16 protein-coding genes are annotated in these 22,716 nt (G+C 74.3%); 10 read left to right on the top strand and 6 right to left on the bottom strand.

From position 1 onward, the window contains the following. Positions 1-146 precede the first annotated feature (146 nt). Positions 147-1,901, bottom strand: a complete 1,755-nt coding sequence (locus ACFVNO_RS28260; RefSeq protein ID WP_355265386.1) for a substrate-binding and VWA domain-containing protein — start codon at positions 1,899-1,901, stop codon at positions 147-149. 416 nt (positions 1,902-2,317) lie between these two features. Further along, positions 2,318-4,060 carry a substrate-binding domain-containing protein gene (locus tag ACFVNO_RS28255; RefSeq protein ID WP_378897109.1) on the bottom strand — a complete coding sequence of 581 codons (1,743 nt, stop codon included), beginning with the start codon at positions 4,058-4,060 and terminating at the stop codon, positions 2,318-2,320. Positions 4,061-4,546: 486 nt separating this feature from the next. On the opposite strand from ACFVNO_RS28255, the gene ACFVNO_RS28250 reads away from it, so the two are divergent. The 5 genes from ACFVNO_RS28250 (at position 4,547) to ACFVNO_RS28230 (ending at position 10,175) form a co-directional block, all read left to right on the top strand. Further along, positions 4,547-5,206, top strand: a complete 660-nt coding sequence (locus ACFVNO_RS28250; RefSeq protein ID WP_355265380.1) for a hypothetical protein — start codon at positions 4,547-4,549, stop codon at positions 5,204-5,206. A 98-nt stretch (positions 5,207-5,304) separates the two neighbouring features. Beyond that, positions 5,305-6,147, top strand: a complete 843-nt coding sequence (locus tag ACFVNO_RS28245) for an RNA methyltransferase (protein ID WP_220562749.1) — start codon at positions 5,305-5,307, stop codon at positions 6,145-6,147. Between the two features lie 50 nt (positions 6,148-6,197). Further along, complete coding sequence (locus ACFVNO_RS28240; protein ID WP_378897105.1) at positions 6,198-7,118, top strand: 2-hydroxyacid dehydrogenase; 921 nt, start codon at positions 6,198-6,200, stop codon at positions 7,116-7,118. Between the two features lie 75 nt (positions 7,119-7,193). Then, complete coding sequence (locus ACFVNO_RS28235) at positions 7,194-8,852, top strand: bifunctional 3'-5' exonuclease/DNA polymerase (protein ID WP_355269688.1); 1,659 nt, start codon at positions 7,194-7,196, stop codon at positions 8,850-8,852. 156 nt (positions 8,853-9,008) lie between these two features. Then, positions 9,009-10,175: a C40 family peptidase gene (locus ACFVNO_RS28230; protein ID WP_378897102.1), complete on the top strand. Its 1,167-nt coding sequence runs from the start codon at positions 9,009-9,011 to the stop codon at positions 10,173-10,175. A 601-nt stretch (positions 10,176-10,776) separates the two neighbouring features. Here the strand turns inward: ACFVNO_RS28230 and ACFVNO_RS28225 are convergent. Together ACFVNO_RS28225 and ACFVNO_RS28220 are read right to left on the bottom strand one after the other, a co-directional pair. Further along, the gene (locus tag ACFVNO_RS28225) at positions 10,777-12,534 is read right to left on the bottom strand and encodes a gamma-glutamyltransferase family protein (protein ID WP_378897100.1); all 1,758 of its coding nucleotides are present in this window, start codon (positions 12,532-12,534) and stop codon (positions 10,777-10,779) included. A 186-nt stretch (positions 12,535-12,720) separates the two neighbouring features. After that, positions 12,721-14,211: a hypothetical protein gene (locus ACFVNO_RS28220; protein WP_378897097.1), complete on the bottom strand. Its 1,491-nt coding sequence runs from the start codon at positions 14,209-14,211 to the stop codon at positions 12,721-12,723. A 256-nt stretch (positions 14,212-14,467) separates the two neighbouring features. On the opposite strand from ACFVNO_RS28220, the gene ACFVNO_RS28215 reads away from it, so the two are divergent. Continuing rightward, a complete protein-coding gene (locus tag ACFVNO_RS28215) occupies positions 14,468-15,478 on the top strand; it encodes a glycerophosphodiester phosphodiesterase (protein ID WP_378897094.1) in 1,011 nt (336 codons plus the stop codon). A gap of 43 nt (positions 15,479-15,521) precedes the next feature. Then, positions 15,522-16,769 (top strand): alanine racemase, encoded by a 1,248-nt coding sequence (locus ACFVNO_RS28210; protein WP_355269678.1) that lies wholly within the window; start codon positions 15,522-15,524, stop codon positions 16,767-16,769. Positions 16,770-16,846: 77 nt separating this feature from the next. Here the strand turns inward: ACFVNO_RS28210 and ACFVNO_RS28205 are convergent, their stop codons facing one another. Beyond that, entirely contained in the window at positions 16,847-18,451 is a 1,605-nt protein-coding gene (locus ACFVNO_RS28205; protein WP_355269676.1) for a beta-N-acetylhexosaminidase, read from the bottom strand. Positions 18,452-18,869: 418 nt separating this feature from the next. On the opposite strand from ACFVNO_RS28205, the gene ACFVNO_RS28200 reads away from it, so the two are divergent. From ACFVNO_RS28200 to ACFVNO_RS28190, 3 genes are all read left to right on the top strand, one after another. Beyond that, positions 18,870-19,772: a DMT family transporter gene (locus ACFVNO_RS28200; protein WP_355269696.1), complete on the top strand. Its 903-nt coding sequence runs from the start codon at positions 18,870-18,872 to the stop codon at positions 19,770-19,772. Positions 19,773-19,789: 17 nt separating this feature from the next. Beyond that, positions 19,790-21,013 (top strand): glycosyltransferase, encoded by a 1,224-nt coding sequence (locus ACFVNO_RS28195; RefSeq protein WP_355269674.1) that lies wholly within the window; start codon positions 19,790-19,792, stop codon positions 21,011-21,013. Between the two features lie 140 nt (positions 21,014-21,153). Next, positions 21,154-21,489: a hypothetical protein gene (locus ACFVNO_RS28190; RefSeq protein WP_355269672.1), complete on the top strand. Its 336-nt coding sequence runs from the start codon at positions 21,154-21,156 to the stop codon at positions 21,487-21,489. Positions 21,490-21,723: 234 nt separating this feature from the next. Here ACFVNO_RS28190 and ACFVNO_RS28185 read toward each other — a convergent pair whose 3' ends face one another. Next, a complete protein-coding gene (locus ACFVNO_RS28185) occupies positions 21,724-22,668 on the bottom strand; it encodes a LysR family transcriptional regulator (protein WP_355269670.1) in 945 nt (314 codons plus the stop codon). Positions 22,669-22,716: the final 48 nt, after the last annotated feature.

Below are 22,716 nucleotides of genomic sequence, written 5' to 3'. Positions count from 1 at the left end.
TCAGTTGTGTAAAATACACTGGTGACCCCCGCACGGGCGGACACGTCCATGGACCCCCCGCACCCGTGCACGCCGGGTGGGGGGGGCGGCCGCATCGGCCGCCGCCCCCTCCGGCGCGGTCCCGGGTCCCCGGACCCGAGTCCCCGTCAGTCCTCGGGCTCGGAGATGCGCAGCGAGAACGCCCTGATGAAGATGTCGCCGATCTCCGTCGGGTCCTCGGTCATGTACGAGGCGCCGCCGGTCGCCGCGGCGATCTCCTGGAGCGGCTCCAGGTTCTGCACGTCGGGGCCGAACGCGATGGTGATGATCGGGATCGGCCGGGACGGGCTGGCGATCGCCTCGATCTGCGTCAGCAGTCCGTCCAGGTCCAGGCCGCCGGGGTTGTCGTTGTCCCCGTCCGTCAGCATCAGGATGACGTTGTTGCGGTCGGGCCGGTAGGTCCGCGACATCTCCTGGTACGCGGCCAGGTAGGTGTCGTACAGGGCCGTGTCGCCCTGGGGCAGCGGCTGGAGGGAGCCCAGCGCCTGGGACAGGACGGCGCGGTGCTCGCTGCCGTCGTCCGCCGTGGCCTGGAGCTCGCGGATCGGCGCGAGCTCCTGGTAGTGCAGGTTGTTGTTGACGTTGGTGGAGAACTGCCACAGGCCCAGCTCGGAGCTGGGGGTGAACATCTCCAGGCCCTGGGTGGCGGCGGCGCCGGTCACCTGCATGCGGGTCATCCCGGTGCCGGGCACCTCGGCCAGCATCGACCCGGAGATGTCGACGATCGCGAGCACGCGCGAGTCCATCTTCATCTGGTTCCAGGTGCGGGTCAGGTCGGTGATCGAACCCTCGGAGGGCGTCGCCAGCTCCTCGGGGGCGGCCTCCACGAAACCGTGGTCGCCGCTGAGCACGGAGGTGTCCACCTCGCCCTCGGGCCCGCGGAAGCCCTCGGCGAGGATGTGCCCGCGCGCCGAGTCCGAGCGGATCGCGGTGCGGAACTCCTCGGCCGCGCGGGTCAGGACGCTGTCCTCGGTGCGGACGAGGTAGGGGTAGTCGAGGTAGTAGGTGCCGCCCTCGAGGTAGTCGACCCGGACGGCGTTCTCCTCGTAGGCGGAGTTGTAGCGCCAGGCGGCCTGTTCCGACATCACCATGAGGGGCGGGGCCTCCTCGCCGCCGCCGCTGAGCGCCAGGAAGGCGGCCTCCTCGTCGGCGGAGGCGCCGCGGTGCAGCGACTGGAGGGCGGCCGTCATGGCCGCGTTGAAGGTCTCGGCGTCGGGGCTGGCCTCCTCCAGTGCGCCGTTGAGCAGGTAGAGGGTGCCCAGGCCGGTGGAGCTGCGGGCCGGGTCGACGACCCGGACGGTGCGCTCGGCCTGCTCGCCGGGCGCGGCGGTGGGCACAACGTCCATCCACGTGGTGGGCGCTTCGGTCTCCTCGGCGTACGCGGCGAGCTCGGTCACCACCAGCGGGCTGCGGGCCACGGAGGTCCCGGTGTCGGTGAGGACGGCGTCGCCGGACTGGCTCTGGACGATGCGCGGCCACACCGAGGAGTCCGGGATCCACACGTCGGAGTCGGTGTCGCCCATGGTGGCGCCGGAGCCGGTGATGCCGAAGGCGACGTTGGCCGAGTCGACCTGGCGGACCTCGACGTGCACGCACCGGCCGTCGACGGCGGTGTCGGTGAGGTTGAAGTCGCGGGCGACCGCGTCGACGGCGGGCGCCAGCTCGGGGCTGACGGCCACGTCCAGCCGGATGTCGGAGCCGCCGCACCCGCCGGAGTTGCCGAACATGTACACGCCCACCCCCGCCAGGCCGACGACGATCACGAGGGCCGCGGCCAGGGCGGCGAAGGCCCCGCCGCGTCCGCGGCGGCGCCTGGACCGACCGGGGGCTTCTTCTGCGTATCTTCCGCGGTGACGTCCCACAGCTTTCCTCACGGGGTGGTGTGTTCGGACGAGGAGTCGTCCTGGGGGATGGTGCCGTTACTGGAGTGGCCCGCCGGCGCAGGTACGGGTGCCGGAGCGGGGCGGACCGGTGGGCCGGGACCGGGAGGGCGTCGGTCCGACCGCAAGGGTGTTACTGGTGGGAAAGGTACTCAACCTTCCGGAGCAGGTGGAGACGGTACGTACAGGTCCATTGCGGTCACATGGTGCCGTGACCCGCACCGCGCCCCCGTGCAGCCCCCGTCACCTTGGGGGATCCGCCCCCGGCGACGACGGCCCCTCCCGGAGGGGCGGTCCGGCCGAAAGCCGATTCCGATACGGAATCGAGACCGTTCCCGGTCGGCCCGCGTCCCGGGGGCGCCCCCGGGGCACGGCCGGTCCGTACCCGGGGGCGCACGTCAGTTGTCGCAATCGGGCACGCAGAGCCGCCGCGAGATCGAACTGAGGAAGATGTCGCCGATCTCCTCGGGGTCGTCGGTGACGAACAGCGAGCCGCTGGTCGCCGCCGCGACCGCGCGCAGCTCCTCCCGGTCGGCCTGGTCGCCGAAGGCGATGATGAACAGGCTCACCGGCCGCTGCGGGTCGAAGCGGTCCTGCAGGGCCGCCACGAGCTCGCCGTGCGACAGGTCGCTCGACCCCTCGTCCCGGCCGGCGGTCAGCAGGATGACGCTGTTGATCTTGTCCTCGTCGTAGACGGACTGGACCTCGTCGTAGGCGGCCAGGATGTTGTCGTAGAGCCGGGAGCCGCCGCCCCGCACGTCGATGGTCCGCGCGATCTCCATCAGCTCCTGGCGCCGGGTGACCTCGCGGCCGTCCTCGGCGTCGCCCAGGCCCTGCATGTCGGCGGACTCCTCGCGGCCGGACTCCCCGTACTCCTCCGACATCAGCCACAGGCCCATGTCGGTGGCGTCGGGGAACAGGCCCAGGCCCATCAGCGCGGCCTGCCGGGCGGCCTCCATCCGGGTCGCACCGCCCGCGCCGTCGAGGTCCCCGGCCATGTCGGCCGAGACGTCGGCCAGCACCAGGGTGCGGGTGGGCATGGACAGCCGGTTCCAGTCGGTGACCGAGGCCAGCAGGGCGTCGCCGGTGAGGTCGCCATGGACCCGGGGAGCGGCGGCGGTGATCCCGGGCAGGTCGGCCAGGGCGCCGGACGCCTCCCCGTCGGGGTCGCGGAAGCCCAGCTCCCGCAGGCGGTCGCGGTAGGCGTCGCCGCGCAGCACCTCGTACAGGTCGGCGGCGGCCGAACGCAGTGAGGGGGTGTCGGTGGTGGTGACGTAGGGGTAGTCCAGGGAAACGGTCCCCTCCCGGGGATAGTGCGCCCGCAACCGCGGCGCGTCTCCGGCGCGGTTCGCGTTGTAGGCCGCCACGGCCTGCTCGGGGACCACGATCACCGGGGCCGGGCGCGTCCCGTCCCGGGCGCCCCCGGTGAAGAAGGCGGACAGGTCGATCTCGCCGAACGCGCTGTCGGTCTGCACGTCGCGCACGAAGTCGGTCATCGCGGTGTCGGCCTCGTCCCCGGTGCCCAGGTGGCGCCGGACCGCGTGCATCACCGCCATGCCGTCGACGCCGCGGTTGGGGTCCACCATGACCAGCGGCCGGTAGGGGTCGCGTTCGCCGGGCAGCACGACGGTCCAGTCGGTCTCGTCGGGGTCGGGCATGCCCTCGGTGCCCTCGGGGGCGGCCAGGACCACGGGGGAGGAGGCCAGCGAGGGCGGGTCGGTCTCGATGCCGCGGGTGCCCCCGGCGGACATGCGGGCCAGCTCCACCCAGGCGGAGGACTCGGGCACCCACACGTGCGGGGCGATGGTGGAGTCCGCGCCGGGGCCGCCGGCCAGGGCGGTCATGATCCGGTGCGGGGCGATCTCGTCCACCTGGGCGTACACGCAGTCCCCGTTGTACGACGGGCGCTCGGCGTTGAACTCGGTCGCCGCCTCCCGCAGCATCGGGGCCAGGCTCTGCGTGGCCGACACCCGCAGGTAGCGGGTGTCACCGCAGCCGAGCGCGCCGATCCCGAGGGGGACGGCGACCGCGGCCGCCACGACGAGGGCGACGACGACGGCGCTGATCCCCAGCGGCGAACGCACCAGCCGGCGGGTCGTCGCGAAGGTCGGTGAGCTGAGTCGGTGACGTCCACTGGGCACGGGCACTCCGGGGCGTTGCCGCGGCCGTTCCCCGCGGGGCGCGGCGGGGTGTGCGGGGGAGCCGGCGCGGACAGGGGACAGGGACACGGGGTGCGGCGCCGGGCACCCCGGACGGCGGGAGAGTGAACCATCGCGCGCCCGGCGGCGTCACACGGGGTGGAAAGGGTTCATAACACCCTACGGCCTCTATGACCTGAGCCACTCTCCGTCATCGTCATCAGGACCTTACTCGTTGGTAACGGGGGAACGGAAGAGGCGGTGGGACCGGACGGAAGGGCACCCGGGCCGGCTCCGCCCCCGCGGCCGACGGGGCCTTCCCCGACCCGAGTGGGGTGATCTCTTTGTTACCGTGCTCACCGGGGAGCACACCCGTGTTCCCGTTAGGCTTAGGCCCCGCTGTGGGAGTCCGCCCCGGCACATGCCCCCCATGGCCGCCGGCGCACACCGCGGAACCTCCCGTGACCGACGACCCCCGAGGGTTTTCGCATGTCCCTTGATCGTGATCACCGGCGCCGAGGAACACTCGGCACCGCTCTGCTCGCCGGCGCCTGCTGTGCCGGCGCGGTCGCCTACGGGGTGATCGTCGGCCCGTCGATGCTGCCGCCGCAGCAGGACGTGCAGGCCGCCACCGCGCTCAGCCCCGACCTGGCCGGGCTCGACCCCGAGCCGGACGGCGAGGAGGCGAGCGCGCCGCGCGGGCCGATCGGCACGCTGGAGATCCACGTCAGCGACCGCGACCGCGCCTGGGTGCAGACCCTGGAGTGCACCGGCGACGCCGAGGAGGACGCGCAGGCCTGCGCCGACCTGGCCGCCGTCGCGGCCGAGTTCCACGGCGAGCCCGCGGGCAGCGCCGAGCACCCCAGCTCCGGCGAGGAGGAGGCCGAGCCGACCGAGGAGGCGGCCGACTCCGAGGCGATCGACGGGGTGCCCGTCGAGCCCACCACCGCCGCGCTGCCCGGCAGCGAGTCGCTGTTCACCGAGGTCAGCGAGGGCACCGTGTGCACCGACAAGCTGTACGGCCCGCAGGAGGCCACCATCGTGGGCGTCTGGGAGGGCCACGAGGTCGAGACCACGCTCACCCGCAAGGGCTCCTGCGAGGAGGCCCGCTGGCAGCGGCTGCGCCCCCTCACCGACCAGATCATGTGACGCCCCACCGCACCGCGCGGTGCGGTGGGGCACCGCCCCCGGCGGCGCCGCGCGCACCGCGCCGCGGCGTTCCCGGCGACCGGGGATAATCGTCGTCCATGCACGTCATCGAGATCGACGACCCCGCCGACCCCCGGCTCGCCGACTACACCCGGCTGCGGGACGTCAACCTGCGCCGCCACCTGGAGGCCGAGCACGGCCTGTTCATGGCCGAGGGGGAGAAGGTCATCCGCCGGGCCGCGGCCGCCGGCTACGGCCCGCGCAGCTTCCTGCTCACCCGGCGCCGCGCCCACGCCCTGGCCGACCTGGTCGCCGACGCCCCGCTGTACCTGGTGTCGGAGGAGACCGCCGAGCGCCTGGTCGGGTTCGACCTGCACCGCGGCGCCCTGGCCGCCTTCCACCGCAGGCCGCTGCCCTCCCTGAAGGAGGTCCTGGCCGGCGCGCGCGGCATCGTCGTGCTGGAGGACCTGGTGGACCACACCAACGTCGGCGCGATCTTCCGCAGCGCGGCGGGACTGGGGGTGGACGCCGTCGTGCTGGCCCCCCGCTGCGCCGACCCGCTGTACCGGCGGGCGGTCAAGGTGTCGATGGGCGCCGTCTTCACCCTGCCCTACACCCGGCTCGACGACTGGTACGGCGGCCTCGACGAGCTGCGCGCCGCCGGGTTCCACCTGATGGCCCTCACCCCCGGCGAGGGCTCCCGGCCGCTGCGCGAGGCGCTGGCCGGGGTCGGGCCCGAGCACGGCGTGGGCCTGCTGCTGGGCACCGAGGGCGACGGCCTGTCCGCCCGCTGGCTGGAGCGCGCCGACGCCCGCGTCCACATCCCCATGTCCGGCCGCGACGTCGACTCCCTCAACGTCACCGCCGCGGCCGCGATCGCCTGCTACGAGCTGGCCCAGCGCGGCGGCGGCATCGAGCACCGCGGTGGGACCCGGGCCTGACCGGCCCGGATAGGGTGGCGGCGGACACACGCGGAAGGGGAGGGCCACTCATGGCAGGCCGGGCACTGGTGCAGTGGGAGGAGAACCGCCGCAACGCGCCGGAGGCGCTCACGGTGGACGTCTACGCCGGGGGGCCGGCGCCGGACGGGCTCGACGGGGTCGGCTTCTACCAGGTGCCCTACGCCCCCTCCACCCAGGGCGTCGACGAGCGCCTGGACATCATCGGCCGGATGCCCCGGCTGGAGGTGCTCCAGCTGACCTCGGCCGGGTACGAGCACGTCCTGGGCCTGGTCCCCGACCACGTCACCCTGTGCAACGGGCGCGGCCTGCACGACGCCAGCACCGCCGAGCACGCGCTGGCGCTCATCCTCGCCGCCCAGCGGGACCTGCCCCGGTGGGCGCTCGACCAGCGCGAGCACCGGTGGGGCCCGGTGCCGCTGCGCTCCCTGGCCGACCAGCGGGTGCTCATCGTCGGCTACGGCAGCATCGGGCGGGCCCTGGAGCGCCGCCTGCTGCCCTTCGAGACCGAGGTCGTGCGGGTGGCGGGCCGGGCCCGGCCCGAGGAGGACGTGCACGGCGCGGACGAGCTGCCCGGGCTGTTGCCCCGCGCCGACATCGTCGTGCTGGTCACCCCGCTGACCGAGCGCACCCGGGGGCTGTTCGGCCCCGCGGAGTTCGCGCTGCTGCGCGACGACGCGCTCGTGGTCAACGTCGGCCGCGGCCCGGTCCTGGACACCGGCGCGCTGCTGGCGCAGAACGGGCGGGTGCGCGCGGCGCTCGACGTCACCGATCCCGAGCCGCTGCCGGCGGACCACCCGTTGTGGGACGCCCCCGGGGTGTTCCTCACCCCGCACGTGGCGGGCGGGTCCGCGGCGTTCTACCCGCGGGCCCGCGCGTTCATGGACGCCCAGCTCGCCCGCTGGGCGGCCGGGGAGCCGCTGGAGAACATCGTCCGGCCCGGCCGCCGGTAGGGACCGCGCCCCCCGCCCGGCGGGCCGGGGCCCGGGCGGCCGCGGACCGTCGGTACCGCGGACCAGAATGGGCGCATGAGGATCGCGGTGGTCGCCGACGGCGAGGGCGGCGGACGGTTGCGGCCGCTGGACGGGGACGGCCCCGAACGGCGGGTCGACGACCTGGCCGCGGCCGTCCGCGCCGCCGAGGCCGACCGGCCCCGCTGGGTGTGGGCCGACACCCGCGACGTCTACCCCGACCTGGTGCGCGCCGGGGTGCGGGTGGAGCGCTGCCACGACGCGGCGCTCGTCGAGGCGCTGCTGCTCGGATACGAGGGACGCCACGGCGAGCCCCGTTCCCTGGGCGCCGCCTGGTCCCGGCTGCACGGGCGCCCGGTGCCCGCGGACCCCCACGAGCCGGCGGGGGAGGGCGCGGCCGCCCAGCCCGCGCTCTTCGAGGCCGACCGCTCCACCCTGCCGCCGGGCACGGACCGGCTCGACGCCCTGGCCGAGGTCCACGCCGACCAGCGGCGCCGCCTGGCCGCCCTGCCGCCCGGCATGGACCTGCTGGCCGCGCTGGAGTCGGCCGGGGCCCTGGCCGCCGCCGAGATGTCCCACGAGGGCCTGCCCTGGCGGCCCGACCTGCACGACCGGATCCTCACCGGCCTGCTGGGACCGCGGCCCCCGGCGGGGCGCCGCCCCCCGGTGCTGGCCGACCTGGCCGCCCGCATCGGCGAGGCCGTCGGCCGCGAGGTCAACCCCGACTCCCCGGCGCAGGTCCTCAAGGCCATGGCGTGGATCGGCCACCCCGTCACCTCGACCCGGGCCCGGGAGCTGGAGCGGATCGAACACCCGGTGGTGCCGCTGCTGCTGCGCTACAAGGAGCTGTCGCGGCTGCACTCGGCCAACGGCTGGGCCTGGCGGGACGCCTGGGTGGACGAGCGGGAGGGCCCCGACGGGGTGCGCCTGGGCCGGTTCCGCCCCGACTACGTGGTGGGCGGGGTCGTCTCCGGGCGGTGGGCCACCCGGGGCGGCGGTGCCCTGCAGATCCCCAAGGCGGTGCGCGGCGCCGTGCGGGCCGACCCCGGGTGGGTGCTGCTGCGCGCCGACGCCGGGCAGCTGGAGCCGCGCGTCCTGGCCGCGGTCTCGGGGGACACCGCCCTGGCCGAGGCGGCCGCCGAGGACGACCTGTACGCCCGCCTGGCCGTGCACACCGGCGACGACCGGGCCCGCGCCAAACTCGGCCTGATCTCCGCCATGTACGGCCAGACCGGAGGGGACGCCGCCCCGCTGCTGGCGCTGCTGCGCCGCCACTACCCGCGAGCCCTGGAGTACGTGGACGCCGCCGCCCGCACCGGCGAGCGGGGCGGGGTGGTGCGGTCCTGGCTGGGCCGCACCTCGCCCCGGCCCGCCGGGTGGGAGCGGCGCACGTCGGGCCCCGACGGCGAGCGCCACCGGCGGGCGCACGGCCGGTTCACCCGGAACTTCGTGGTACAGGCCGGGGCGGCCGAGTGGGCGCTGGTGCTGCTCGCGTCGCTGCGGCTGTCGATGCCCGGGGCGGTGGTGTTCTTCGTGCACGACGAGGTGCTGCTGCACGTGCCCCGCGAGCGGGCCCGGGAGGCCGTTCACGCGATCGATGCCGCCAGGGAGCGGGCGCGCACTGTCCTGTTCGGGGACACTCCGGTACGATTCCCCCTGGCTGTGACCGTTGCAGAGGAGTACGAAGACACCCCCCGACCCCCCATGACCCCCTGACCGGCCCGTACCGGGACGTTCGATATCGGACGGCGTGGGCTTCTTGCAAAGGCGTTCAGGTACACCCATTCTTGGACTCGGAACGTCATCGGAAAGGCGCGCGCCGTAGGGGTCCCCCACACCCCGGGTCGTTCAGAGAAAGGGCGAGACATCCCCGTGCGGAGCCGTAGATCTGCTTGCACCACGGCGGTCCTGGTGGCCGCCTTCACCGCGTTCGGGGCGGCTCCGGCCTGGGCCGACCCCGTCGTCGAGGACCGACCCCCCATCAGCGAACAGGCCGACCCCCTCGCGTCCGGGGGATCCGACCCCCTCCGGGACCCGCAGGCCTCCGCCTCCCCCGAGGTCGCAGACCCCGACGACCTCAGCCACAGCGCCTACGTGGCCCCCTTCCGCGAGGCGCGCAGCATCGAATACTTCGTGGTCGCCCAGGAGACCCTGCCCGCCGAGGCCGTGGACGCGGTCCGCGGGATCGACGGCGTCGAGCACGTGCTCACCGTGGACGCCGCCCGGGTCCTGGTCGACGAGGAGGCCATGTCCGTGCTGGGCGTGGACCCCTCCACCTTCCGCAACCACGCCCCCGAGCCCTCCGCCGAGTCCGACGACATCTGGCAGGGCGTCGCCGAGGGGCGCATCGCGCTGTCCAAGGACGCCGGCACCGAGCGCGGGCTGGAGGTCGGCGGCGACGTCACCGTGACCGGCGGGCGCGGCGACGTGCCCCTGGAGGTGTGGACGCACGCCACCTCCGGCATCGCCGGGATCGACGCCCTGGTCTCCCGGGAGACCGCCGCCGAACTCGGCATGCCCGAGGGCAACGCGCTGGTGGTCTCGGCCCCCGGGGCCGACCTGTGGGACCTGTACGAGGACCTCGGCGGGGCGCTGGGCGAGGACGTGTCCGTCCAGCTGGTGGGCGACGCCCCCGAGCCGGCGGGCGACGGCGAGGCCGTGCCGCCGACGGTCATCGAGCGTGTCATCGCCAACGCCGAGTCCCAGCTGGGCGTCCCCTACGTCTGGGGCGGCACCACCCCGGGCGTCGGGTTCGACTGCTCGGGCCTGCTCCAGTGGGCCTTCCGCGAGGCGGGCGTGGAGATCCCGCGCGTCACCCACGACCAGTGGAACGCGGGCGAGCGCATCGCCTTCGAGGACATGGAGCGCGGCGACCTCATCTTCTGGAGGTCGGACCCCACCGCGCCCGACTACATCTCGCACGTGGCGATCTACCTGGGCGACGGGATGATGCTGGAGGCGCCGCGGACCGGCCTGGACGTGCGCGTCACCCCGGTGCGCACCGCCAACTACGCGGGCTCGGTCCGCGTCCACACCTGACCGCTCGGCGGAACGCGCGGGCCCCGGCCGTTCGGCCGGGGCCCGCGTGCGTTCCGGAGGGGACGGACCTGTCCCGCCACGACCGCGGCCTCCTCGACGAAGTCGCCGAGGAACCCGACACCCGGCCCCGCAAGACGTCGGGGTGGGACTCCCCGTCCCAGCGTCTCGCGGTACTCATCTCGACTCATCTCGGCAGGCAACCGATCACCATGTTGCGACGAGCGCTCGGATTCGCCGGCCCCGGGCGGAGGCCCTCGGGCGGCGGCGGGGCACCGCGCCCGGGAAAGGCGGTGGGCCGTGGCGCCGCCGAACCGGCGGCACCACGGCCCACGGTCTCCTTGTCCGAAGGACCCGGCCGGGAGGGGAAGGCAGGCCTCGGTTCAGGAGGGGGTTGACAGGGAGCCGCTGAGGGAGGGGGAGACAGCGTGCCGACCCTGTCGGGATGGTCCTGGGGTGTGACGACGGCGTTCCGTCGCACAAGGACTACATAAGCAGCGAGCGGGCGATTTGGCAAGAGGCACGATCAAGGCAGGCAAGTGGTCCCAAACCAGTCTTAACGTGCAAAACGATGATTCGGATGTCCGTTTCGTTTCCGTTCGTCTCAGCGCCCGGCGGCGTATCCCTGGGAGCCCCGCGCGTCGGCCGCCGCACGCAGCTCGCCGGTCTCCGGATCGCGGGCCACGGCCGCCAGCCGCCCCAGCGACCAGGGCTCGGACACCTGCACCCGGTGCCCGCGCCGGCGCAGCTCGGCGATGACGTCCTCGCCCAGGCCCGGCTCCACGACCAGGTCGCCCGGGACGGTCTCCCGGGGGTGGAACGAGCTGGGGAAGGCGTTGGTGTGGAACATCGGGGCGTCCAGGGCCTCCTGGAGGTCCTCCACCCCGTTGAGGATGCGCAGCAGCGCGGTGAAGGTCCACTGGTCCTGCTGGTCGCCGCCCGGGGTGCCGATCGCCAGCACCGCCTGGCCGTCCTCCCGGGTGACCAGGGTCGGGGACAGCGTGGTGCGCGGCCGCCGGCCCGGGGCCAGGGCGTTGGGGGACTCCGGGTCGAGCCAGAACATCTGGGTCCGGGTGCCCAGCGGGAACCCGAGCGCCGGGATCACCGGGGAGCTGGTGAGCCAGCCGCCGCTGGGGGTCGCCGACACCATGTTGCCGCGGGAGTCCACCACGTCCACGTGGCAGGTGTCGCCGCGCTGCACGGTGGGCTCGCCGAGGGTGCGGTCCGCCGGGGCCTCCTGCGCCAGGTACACCGGCGGGGTGAAGGGCGTGCGCCCGGCCACGCTCCCGGGGCGCTGGTCCAGGGACGCGCGGCCGTCGTCCACCAGCGCCGCGCGCGCCGCGGCGTACTCGGCGGACAGCAGTTCCTTGAGCGGGACGTCGGTGAAGTCGGGGTCGCCGTACCAGGCCTCGCGGTCGGCGAAGGCGAGCTTGGCCGCCTCGGTCACCCGGTGCACGAAGTCGGTTCCCTCGCCGCGGGTGCCCAGCGCCTCGGCCAGCCGCAGCTGCTGGAGCATGGTGGGCCCCTGGCCCCAGGGGCCGGTCTTGTGGACGGTGTGCGCGCCGTAGGTGACGCTCGCCGGCTCCTCGTACGTGGCGCTCCAGTCGGCCATGTCCTGGGAGGTGAGCAGCCCCCGCTGCGGCTCCCCCGTGGAGGAGGGCACCGGCACGGCCAGGAACGCGGCCACGGCCTCGGCCACGAACCCCTGCGACCAGCTGCGGCGGGCCGCCTCGATCTGCGCCTCGCGGTCGCTCCCGGCGGCCTCGGCCTCGGCGATGATCCGCCGGTAGGCGGCGGCCAGGGCGGGGTTGCGCAGCCGGGTCCCGGCGGCGGGCACCCGGCCGTGCGGCAGGTAGACCTCGGCGGAGCCGGTCCAGTGCCGGGCGAAGACGGGCTCCAGGGCGGCGACCGCCGCGGAGATCCGGTCCAGCACGGGGTACCCGCGCTCGGCCAGGCCGACGGCGTGGTCCAGGACGTCGCGCACGGTCAGGGTGCCGTGGTCGCGCAGCAGCAGCATCCACGCGTCGAAGGCGCCCGGCACGGCGGCGGCCAGCACCCCGCTGCCGGGGATGCGGTCCATCCCGGCGAACGCCTCGACCGTGGCGGCGGCGGGCGCCACCCCCTGGCCGCACAGGACGCGCACCGGCCCGCCCGCGGCCTGGAAGACCACGGGGACCTCGCCGCCGGGGCCGTTGAGGTGGGGTTCGACCACCTGGAGGGTGAAGCCCGCGGCGACCACGGCGTCGAAGGCGTTGCCCCCGCGTTCGAGGACGGACATGCCGGTGGCGCTGGCCAGCCAGTGCGTGGACGCGACCATGCCGAAGTCGCCTCTGAGCTGGGGACGGGTGGTGAAACGGGCCATCGGAGGGGCCTCCAGGGGTAGCAGAGGTGGTGGGGGGAGCACGCCGTACGCGGAACGGGATGCCGGTCCGCGCAGGGTGACGCTACAGCACGCCCCGAGGGCGGGGGGAGGGGTCATGGGATGGGAGGAGGGGTGGACACGCGAACGCCGGGGGCCCGAGGGCCCCCGGCGTCGGTCGGCGTTCGATCACTGCTGGGCCGGGACGCTCCAGGGCAGGGAGTCCCACAGCTCGCGCCACTCGTCGTCACCGATGGTGTCGAGCTCGGCCGCGGCGGCCTCGGTGCCGTCGTCGGCCTTCTCGGTCCCGGTCTCGGTCCCGGCGGCCTCGGTGCCCTCGGCGGCGGCCTCGGCCTCGGCGGCCAGCTCGGCGATCAGGTCGGAGATCTCCGCGATGACCTGCTCGACCTGGGCGCGCTCCAGGTCGTTCTCCCGGGCGCAGGTGTCGACGGCGGCGTTCTTGTCGCCCTCATCGCCGTAGTACCAGACGGTGGCGAGCAGGCGGTCGCGCTCGGCGTCGTCCAGGTCCTCCTTGCCCAGGGCCTGCTCGACGAACTCGCCGCTGTCCTGGGCCAGCTGGGACTCGTCCAGCCCGGTCTCACCCGCCTCGAAGTCCACGAACCGGTCCAGCAGGCACTCCTTGACCTCGCGGGAGCCCGTGCCGGGCAGGGTCACGGCGTCGTCGACCGGGGTCTCGGGGGTCTCGACGGGAGCCTCCGGGACCTCGGGCAGCTCGGGCGCCTCGCCGACTACCCCGTCGACCGGGGTCCCGGGGACCTCCGGGGTGCCCGGGTCCACCGGGGTCTCGGGGGTCTCCACCGGGGCCTCGGGCGTCTCGGCGGGCAGCTCGGGCGTCTCGGCCGGGACCTCGGGGGTGTCGACGGGCGCCTCGGGCGTCTCGACCGGAGCCTCCGGGACCTCGGGGGTCTCGGGGACCTCCGGGGTCTCGACGGGCGTTTCGGGGACCTCGGGGGTGTCGACGGGCGCCTCCGGGGTCTCGGGGACCTCGTCCACGACCTCCTCGGCCACGTCCTCCGGGCCCGGGCTCGCCCCGGCCTGCTCCTCGGTCCCCTCGGCCGGTTCCTGGGCGGGCTCCTGGGCTGGCTCCTGGGCGGGCTGCCCGGCGGCCCCGGCCTCCTCGGTGACCTCCTCGGCCATCCGGCGCAGTTCCTTGACCTCCCAGCGGTCCGGCTGGAGGTGGGCGGCCACGGCGACGCCGGGTCTCTCCAGCCAGAAGAGGTCGCCGGTCTCCTCGGACAGGTAGGCCCCGTCCTCGAAGGCGGCGTCGCCCTCCACGAGCTCCAGCTCCCGGTCGGGGATGTGGCTGTACCGGCTCTTGCGCAGGTCGTCGAGGTCCTGGAGGGCCTCGGACCGGATCACGGACACCCGGCCGAAGAGCTGGTCGGGGCCCTGCACCCAGGAGAGCTGGGACTGGCGCCCGCCCTGGCGGTCGGTGACGGAGGAGGCGTTGATGCCGTACCTCTCCAGACCGGGGGGCAGGTACCCGATCTCGTACCCGTCGAGGCTGTAGGAGGACTGGCCCTGGCGGACGACCGGCCAGCTCAGCTCCCGCGCGTCCTCCTCGTCCGCGAGGGCGGACCCGGCGAGTCCGACCGGACCCGCGGCGGCCAGGGCGACGACGCCGAGAGTCGCGACCCACCTCGTGCGGTGCTTACGCATAGTGTTCCTTCCCATCGACTACTAATAGTGATAATTGCAGGGCTCTGCGTAATTATCGAGGGTCTCAAGAGCCAAAAATGTAACATGAAGTCATCAAGTGAATGCATACTGTGATAATCGGTGGGAGGCGGACAACATGACCGCGGGTCGTTCCCGCGTGCTCCGCACCCCGTAACCGGGGGGTCACCGAAAGCACTCAGGCTTCGGTGTCGAGGAACCCACCGATACGTCCGTCCACGCGTACCTGGGAGGCCCGGTGCACCGCATCGGCATCGTCTTCGGAGTCGTCTCACTCGTTCTCGCGGTCAGCGCCCCCATCGCCGCGTCCGCGGTCCACGCCCCCGGGCTCGACCCGCTGGGCACCACCACGGAGCCCGTCATCGTCCAGCACGCCGACCCCCAGCGCCCGATCATCGCCGTCTCCCACCGGGGGGCCGCCGGCCACGCCCCGGAGAACACGCTCGCCGGACTCGACGCCGCGCGGCGCTTCGGCGCGCTGACCGTCGAGATCGACGTCCAGCGGACCGAGGACGGCGAGCTCGTCCTCCTGCACGACGCCACCCTCACCCGCACCACCGACGTCGAGGAGGTCTTCCCGGACCGCCGGTCCCGCCTGGTCGCCGACTACACCCTGGCGGAGGTGCGCCGGCTCGACGCCGGGTCGTGGTTCTCCCCCGAGTTCGAGGGCGAGCCCGTGCCCACCCTGGGCGAGGCGCTGGACCGCATGCGGGAGCTGGACCTCAACCTCTTCCTGGAGATCAAGGAGCCGGCCCGCTACCCGGGGATCGAGAGGGAGATCGCGGTCGAGCTGCTCAGGCGCCCGGACTGGCTGGAGCACAACCCCGCGTGGGAGCCGCGCCGCCTGGTCGTGCAGAGCTTCGACTGGGAGGTCACGCGCTCGTCCAAGCGGCTCCTGCCCTCGGTCCCGCACGCCCTGCTCGGGCGGGTCCCCGAGGACCGGCTGTCGGAGTTCACCTGGGCGCACATGGTCAACCCCAACCACACCACCGTCGACGAGGACTACGTGGAGCTGCTCCACGAGCACGGGTACGAGACCATGCCCTACACGGTCAACAGCCGGGCCGCCATGGACGCCGTCCTGCGCATGGGGGTGGACGGGTTCATCACCGACTACCCCGACGCCGGGCAGCGCGCCATCCGCGACTTCCTCGACGACGAGGGCCGTGAGGACGAGGACCGCGACGACACCCCGGAGCAGGTCGCGACGCCGCTGCTCCCCGCGCCCCTGGTGCCGGTTCTCCACTAGCCGCTAGATTGCGGGGAGACCCACGAGCAGGAGGCGGAGCCACGTGAGCGACCGGTCGGACATCGGAGAAGTCGTCGACTGGCGGACGAAGGGGGTGTGGTGGCCGGGGGACCCGGTCGCCGCCGCCGACTTCGCCGCCCGGCGGGACCGGTTGTTCGACGGGCCGTTCACGTGGCCGCTGCTCGTGCTGCGCGAGTCCGCGCTCGCCCGCAACACCGCGGCCCTGGCCGACTTCACCCACCGCCACGGGCTGCTGTTCGCCCCGCACGGCAAGACCTCGATGGCGCCCGCCCTGCTGGACCGCCAGCTGGCCGCGGGCGCCTGGGGCATCACCGTCGCCACCGCCAACCAGGCGCTGGCGGTGCGCCGGTTCGGGGTGCGGCGGATCCTGCTCGCCAACGAGCTGCTCGAACCCGGGGTGATCCGCTGGGCGGCGGACGAGGGCGCGGCCGACCCCGGCTTCGAGTTCCTGTTCTACGTCGACTCCCCCGAGGGGGTCGCGGCCCTGGCCGAGGGCCTGAAGGGCGCCGAGGGCGGTCGGCCGCCCGGCGTGCTGCTGGAGCGCGGCGTCCCGGGCGGCCGCACCGGGGTGCGCACCCGCGAGGAGGTCCTGGAGCTGGCCCGAGCCGTGGCCGCCGTCCCCGGGGCGGGCGTGTCCGGCGTGGCCGGGTACGAGGGACCCCTGTCCGACGCCGACGGGGTCCGGGGGTTCCTGCGGGACCTGCGCGGCGACGCCGAGGCCCTGTCGGAGGCCGGGTTCTTCCCGGGGCGGGCGCAGCCGATCGTGACGGTGGGCGGGAGCGCGTGGTTCGACCTGGTGGCCGAGGAGCTCGGCGGCATGGTCGAGGCGATCCCGATCCTGCGCAGCGGCGCCTACATCAGCCACGACGACGGGCTGTACCGCCGCCTCACCCCCTTCAACCGGCTGCCGGAGGGCGGCGACGCGCTCACCGGCGCCCTGGAGCTGTGGGCCCGCGTCCTGTCCGCCCCCGAGGAGGGACTGGCGGTCGCCGGGATGGGGCGCCGCGACGCCGGGTACGACCAGGACCTGCCGATCCCGCGCGTCCTGCGCCGGGCCGACGGCACCACCGTCCCCGCCGCGGGGGTGACGGTGCGCAAGTTCGACGACCAGCACGCCTACCTCGACGTCCCGCCGGGGCTGGGGGTGCGTCCGGGCGACCTGATGTCGTTCGGGATCTCCCACCCCTGCACGACCTTCGACCGGTGGCGGAGCATCCCGGTGGTCGACGACGCCGACACGGTCGTCGACGTCGTCGCCACCTACTTCTGAGCCCTCCGGCGCGCCCGCGGCCCGCGCCGCGGGCGGCCGGGAGGCCCCGTCCCGGCCACCCGGGACGGGGCGGGGGATCAGCCCCAGCCGTGGACGCCGGGACGGGTGTGCCAGGGGCGCGGGCCGTCGAGCGGGCGGTACTCCACGCCCGCCGCGTCCAGGCGGGTCAGGTGGTGGACCAGGCGCGGCTCGAACTCGGCGTAGTCGCGCGCGTTGGCGGACCACACCTTCTCGGCGAACGCCGACAGCCGCGGGAAGACCATGTAGTCCAGCCGCCGCGGCGTGTCGATGTGCTCGGTCCACACGTTGACCTGGGCGCCCAGGACGTGCCGGGCCTCCTCCTCGGTCAGCGAGGCCGGGACCGGCTCGGCCAGGTACACGTCCTCCGTGCGCAGCAGGGTGCCCACCCGGATCGGCTCGTCGTCGGACTCCGACTGCTTGTAGTCCAGGTACGAGGTGGCGGTGGGGGACATGACCACGTCGTGCCCCGCCCGGGCGGCCGCGATGCCGCCCTCCTCGCCGCGCCAGGACATCACCGTCGCGCCCGGGGCCAGCCCGCCCTCCAGGATCTCGTCCCAGCCCACCAGGCGGCGCCCGCGCGCGGTGAGGTGGTCATCGAGCTGCCGGATGAACCAGCTCTGCAGCTCGTCCTCGTCGGCCAGGCCCTCCTCGCGGATGCGCCGCTGCGCGCTCTCGCTGCCCTTCCACTGGGTCTTGGGGCACTCGTCCCCGCCCACGTGGAAGTACGTGCTCGGGAACAGCTCCAGCAGCTCGTCGATGACGTTCTTGTAGAACTCGATGACGTCGTCGGTGACCGCCAGCACCTCCTCGAAGACGCCCCAGCGCTGCCCCACCGGGATCTCGCCCACCTCGCCCAGCTCGGGGTAGGCGTGGATGGCGGCCTGGGAGTGCCCGGGCACGTCGATCTCCGGGACGACGCTGATGTGCCGGGCGTCGGCGTAGGCGACGATCTCGCGGATGTCGTCCTTGGTGTAGAAGCCCCCGTGCGGGCGCTCCTCGAACTCCGCCTCCTGCCCCGGCCGGGGGGTCCCCAGCTGGCTGCGGGTGCGCCAGGACCCCTTCTCGGTGAGCTTCGGGTAGCGGTCGATCTCCACCCGCCAGCCCTGGTCGTCGCTGAGGTGCAGGTGCAGCACGTTGAGCTTGTGCATGGCCAGGAGGTCGATGTAGCGCAGCACCTCCCGCTTGGGGACGAAGTGCCGGGCGGTGTCCAGCATCAGCCCGCGCCAGGCGAACCGGGGGGCGTCGGTGATCCGCACGGCGGGCAGCGTCCACTCGGTGCCGCCCAGGGGGGCGTCCCGGTGGGCCTCGGCGGGCAGCAGCTGACGCAGGGTCTGGGCCCCGTAGAAGACCCCGGCGGGGTCGTTGCCGACGATGATCGCGCCCTCGTCGTCGACGATCAGCCGGTAGCCCTCGCGGCCCAGGCCGGCCCCCGGGTCCACACTGAGGCGGATCTGGCTGTCCTCGGAGCCCGTGGCGAGCGGCAACCCCGTGGCCGCGCCGAGTTCACGCTGGAGCCACACGAGGGTGTCCCGGGCTTCGGGGTCGGCGGACACCCTGGTCGCGGCGGTCAGTGTCAGCCCGCCCTCGTCGCCGGGCACCAGCTGGGCGGGGCGCGGGATGACGGGTCGGGAGTCGAGGAGGGAGGGGGAGGTATCAGGCACGGGTGGGCGCTCCTATCCGGTCTAGACCAATAGGGGACATGGTGCCATGGAGGCCGCCTCCGGCGCAGCACCGTTCTCCGGGTGGTCGGGACCGGACCGCGCATTCCGGCCGCCCCTTACCCGGTTTTGACCGCTCCCGGCCCTTACCGCACCGACTTTCGCGGAAGGGCTCCGGACAACGGCCCGGCGTGTCCGATCCGCCGAAAAGCGTGCGGGGGTCGGCTTCGGTGGATGCTGGGGGAGGAGACCCCTCGAGGGGGTGGGGTGCGGACCACACCCCGAAAGGGGCGCTGGCGTCATGGCCGGAGCGGAGCCCCGCCCGTAGCGTTGTTGGACGCGCCCGGAGCCGCCCGGGCGCCGGGAGGAGACGACGAGTGGCGCAGGCGACGATGGGACCGCGGTGGTCCGCCCCCCGGGGGTGGTGACGGTGGTCTGGTCCGTCCTCATCGCCGTGGCGGGGGCCTTCGCGCTCGCCCTGGGCTCGGCCCTCCAGGAGCGCGACGCCGTGCGCGCCCCGGGGGACCAGGTGGCCCGCGCCGGGTTCCTGCTGCACCTGCTGCGCCAGCCGCGCTGGCTGCTGGGCACCCTGGCCGCGGGGGTGGGCGTGTGCCTGCACCTGCTGGCCCTGAGCGGCGCGCCGCTCACCATCATCCAGCCGATCGGCGTCACCGGGCTGCTGTTCGCCATCGTCCTGTCGGCGCTGTTCAACCACCAGCGGGTGCGGACCTCGCAGATCATCGCCGGGGTCGCCGTCATGGCCGGCCTCATCGGCGTGCTGTGGACGTTCCCGCACGGCGCCGACCTGCCGGTCATGTCCACCCGGGCCGCCCTGGTCCTCACCGGGACCACCCTCTTCCTCGGCCTGGCCGTGTTCTTCACCGCGCACTGGATGCGCAGCGGCGCCCGGGCGATCGTGCTCGCGCTGGCGGGGGGCACGGCGCTGGGCGCCACCTCCGGCCTGGCCCGGGTGATCACCGCCAACGCGGTCGTCGACTGGACGACCGTCTTCGGCTGGCTGACCGTGCTCGCCCTGGTGCTGGCGGTCTTCGGCGGGCTGCTCATGCAGAACGCCTACCGCACCGGCCACTTCGCGGCGGCCTACGCGACCCTCCTCATCACCGACCCCGTGGTCAGCGTGGGGATCGGCGCGATCCTCCTGGGGGAGGGCGCCCCCGAGACGCTCGCGGCCCAGATCGGAGCGCTCGGCTTCACGGCCCTGGCGATGGCCGGGACCATCGCCCTGGCCCGCACCCGGCACCGCAACCCCGAGGCGAAGGGGGCGCACACGCACACGAGCACGGCCCGCACCCGCGACCGCTGAACGAAGGAGTTCCACACATGGCCCAGTCCAGAGCGCTGCGCGTCCTCATCGCCACCGACACCTACCCGCCCGACGTCAACGGGGCCGGATACTTCACCCACCGGTTGGCCGAGGGGCTCGCGGACCGCGGGCACCGGGTGCACGTGGTGTGCCCCTCCGACGAGGGGGACCCGTACGTGCGCCGCAACGGGCGGGTGATGGAGCACCGGCTCCGGTCGGCGCCGATCCCCCTCCAGACCGACATGCGCGCCGCCGTGCCGCTGGGCATGGGCGGCCACATCGCCCGCCTGGTGCAGCGCCTGGACCCGGACGTGCTCCACTCGCAGAGCCACTTCACGCTGAGCCGCACGGCGATGCGCAGGGGGCGCACGGCGGGCATCCCGGTGGTGCTGACCAACCACTTCATGCCGGACAACCTGTACGCCCACGCGCGGATCCCCGAGGCGATGCGGACGGCGGTGGGCGACCTGGCCTGGCGGGACATGGTGCGGGTGGCGGGGGAGGCCGACCACGTGACCACGCCGACCCCGCGCGCCGCGGCGCTGCTGCGGGAGAAGGGGTTCGCCGGGGAGGTCGAGCCGATCTCGTGCGGGATCGACCTGGAGCGCTTCCACCCGCGTCCGGCGGAGCGGTCCGCGCTGCGGGAGGGGTTCGGCCTGCCGGACCGGGAGACCGTGGTGTTCGTGGGGCGGCTGGACGAGGAGAAGCGGATCGACGACACGATCCGTGCGCTGGCCCTGGTGTCCCGGGAGCGGGACGTCCAGCTGGCCCTGGCCGGCCTGGGCCGCTGCGAGGCGCGGCTGCGGGCGCTGGCGGCCGCCGAGGGGGTCGCCGACCGGGTGTTCTTCCTGGGCTTCGTGCCGGACGACGAGCTGCCGCTGGTGTACGCGGCGGCGGACGTGTTCGCCATCGCGAGCGTGGCGGAGCTCCAGAGCATCGCGACCCTGGAGGCGATGTCCACGGGGCTGCCGGTGGTGGTCGCGGACGCCATGGCGCTGCCGCACCTGGTGGAGGAGGGGCGCAACGGCTTCCTGTTCCCGCCCGGCGAACCGCGCCTTCTGGCCGACCGGCTGCTCACCGTGCTGGGCTCGGAGCGGTCCCGGACGGAGATGGGCGAGGCCAGCCGGGAGCTGGCGGCGCGGCACGACCACCACCGCTCGCTGGAGCGGTTCGAGGAGGTCTACCGGGGGCTGCTGCCCGCGGCGCCCCGGCCCGCGCACCTGGAGCGGCTGGCCGCCTGAGGGCGGTCAAGCGGCGGCCAGGGGAGCGCAGGGGCATTTGTCGGCTTTGTCTGAATTGCGAATAATCTGAGGTTTGCCACTTTCCGCATTCTTTGCGTGGCTGACGGTGATATCCATGCGGCTCGGGAAACACATGGGGTGTGTGGTTCGAAGGGATCAATGGACGGAGCGGCCTCGGCAGGATCACCCGCGGCGGTGACGGGAACCAGGCCCTCAACGACCGACTGCTCGACGCCGAACGCGAAGCCGGGTTCCACGAGCGCGACATGTCGGCGTTCGAACGGGAACGCATCGACCTGGAGCACCGGGTGACCCGCATGGAGGCCGAACTGGAGGCACTGCGACAACGCCGGCTGGAGGCCTACGCCCGGTGGTGGAACGCCCGCGACGACCGGGACCGCGCGCTGCACGTCTGCCGCAAACTGCGCCGCCGCGTCGACCGGGCGCGGCGGCGGAGCGGCGATGGGGACGATTGAAGGACACCGGAGCGGGAGGCCCGCGGTGGCCCGGCCGAACGGCCGGGCCACCGTCATGTCCGGGACCGTCCGCCGCCTCGGACCCGCCGCGGTCGCCGTCCGCCGGATCCGCCGCCGCTCCGGGTCCGGAGGACCGGCGGCCGTCCCCGCGCGGCTCCGGTGGCTCCTGCGGGCGCGGGGGCCACAGAGCGCGAGGGCCGCGAGGAGTCCGGCGGCTCCCGCGAGCGCGGGGCCTCAGGAGGGCCGGTCGGTGAGCGCGTCCAGCTCCTCGGCCACGGTCCGGGCCGCGGTCCGCAGCGCCTGGAGGGTGACCTGGACCGCCGGGCGGCGCAGCGAGGCCGGGCGCACCACCGCGTACACGTGCCGGGCCGGGACCCGCCCGGGCAGCGTCCGGTGGACCAGCCCCGCCGGGGCGCCCACCATCGCCAGCGACGGCACCGCCGCGATCCCGATGCCGCGCGAGACCAGGCTCAGCACCGTGCCCAGCCCCTCGAACTCCCAGGCCGCCCCGGGCAGTCCGCCCACCTCGGCCAGCAGCAGGTCGGTCCCGTAGCGCGAGCGCTCGCCCTCGGGCGCCACGATCCACGACTCGCCCAGCAGCCGCTCCAGCACCACCGGCTCCTCCGGGTCGGCCAGCCGGTGCCCCTGCGGGACGGCCAGCACCATCGGGTCGCGCAGCAGGTGCACGTGGCGCAGCCCGCTGTCCGCGCCCCGCCCCGGGTGCTGTCCGCTCCAGTCGTCGACCAGGGCGATGTCCACCTCCCGCGAGCGGACCTTCTCCGTCCCCGTCGACAGCAGCGTCTGGCGCAGCACCAGCTGCATCTCCTCGTGCATCCGCAGCGACGGCGCCAGCAGCGGGGCGAACGCCACGGCGGCGGTCGGGAACGCCGTCACCGTCACCACGCCCAGCGCCATGTCGGCCTGCTCGGCCAGGACCGACTCGGTGGCCTCCACCAGGGCCAGGATCTCCTCGGCCTGGGCGACCAGGAGCCGGCCGGCGTCGGTCAGCTCCGCCCCCCGCGGGGTGCGGTCCAGCAGCGCCACCCCCGTCTCCTTCTCCAGCGCGGACAGCTGCTGGGAGATGGCCGAGGGCGTGTACCCCAGGGCCGCGGCCGTGGCCGCGATCGTGCCCCGGGCGGAGAACTCGCGCAGGATCTGGAGGCGTCGGAGGTCGAGCATAAGAAAAGCTTACGCTCACCATCGAAAAGACTCGCTTGTAGTGAAGGG

It is taken from the genome of Nocardiopsis sp. NPDC057823, assembly GCF_042797335.1.
GTDB lineage: Bacteria > Actinomycetota > Actinomycetes > Streptosporangiales > Streptosporangiaceae > Nocardiopsis > Nocardiopsis changdeensis.
This window is presented reverse-complemented; position numbering and strand designations above follow the sequence as displayed.

Coding starts and splice junctions, on each gene's coding strand:
- ACFVNO_RS28225 (WP_378897100.1), bottom strand. CDS start 12,534: ATGGCCCGTTTCACCACCCGTCCCCAGCTCAGAGGCGACTTCGGCATG.
- ACFVNO_RS28220 (WP_378897097.1), bottom strand. CDS start 14,211: ATGCGTAAGCACCGCACGAGGTGGGTCGCGACTCTCGGCGTCGTCGCC.
- ACFVNO_RS28185 (WP_355269670.1), bottom strand. CDS start 22,668: ATGCTCGACCTCCGACGCCTCCAGATCCTGCGCGAGTTCTCCGCCCGG.
- ACFVNO_RS28240 (WP_378897105.1), top strand. CDS start 6,198: ATGGCAGGCCGGGCACTGGTGCAGTGGGAGGAGAACCGCCGCAACGCG.
- ACFVNO_RS28245 (WP_220562749.1), top strand. CDS start 5,305: ATGCACGTCATCGAGATCGACGACCCCGCCGACCCCCGGCTCGCCGAC.
- ACFVNO_RS28250 (WP_355265380.1), top strand. CDS start 4,547: ATGTCCCTTGATCGTGATCACCGGCGCCGAGGAACACTCGGCACCGCT.
- ACFVNO_RS28235 (WP_355269688.1), top strand. CDS start 7,194: ATGAGGATCGCGGTGGTCGCCGACGGCGAGGGCGGCGGACGGTTGCGG.
- ACFVNO_RS28195 (WP_355269674.1), top strand. CDS start 19,790: ATGGCCCAGTCCAGAGCGCTGCGCGTCCTCATCGCCACCGACACCTAC.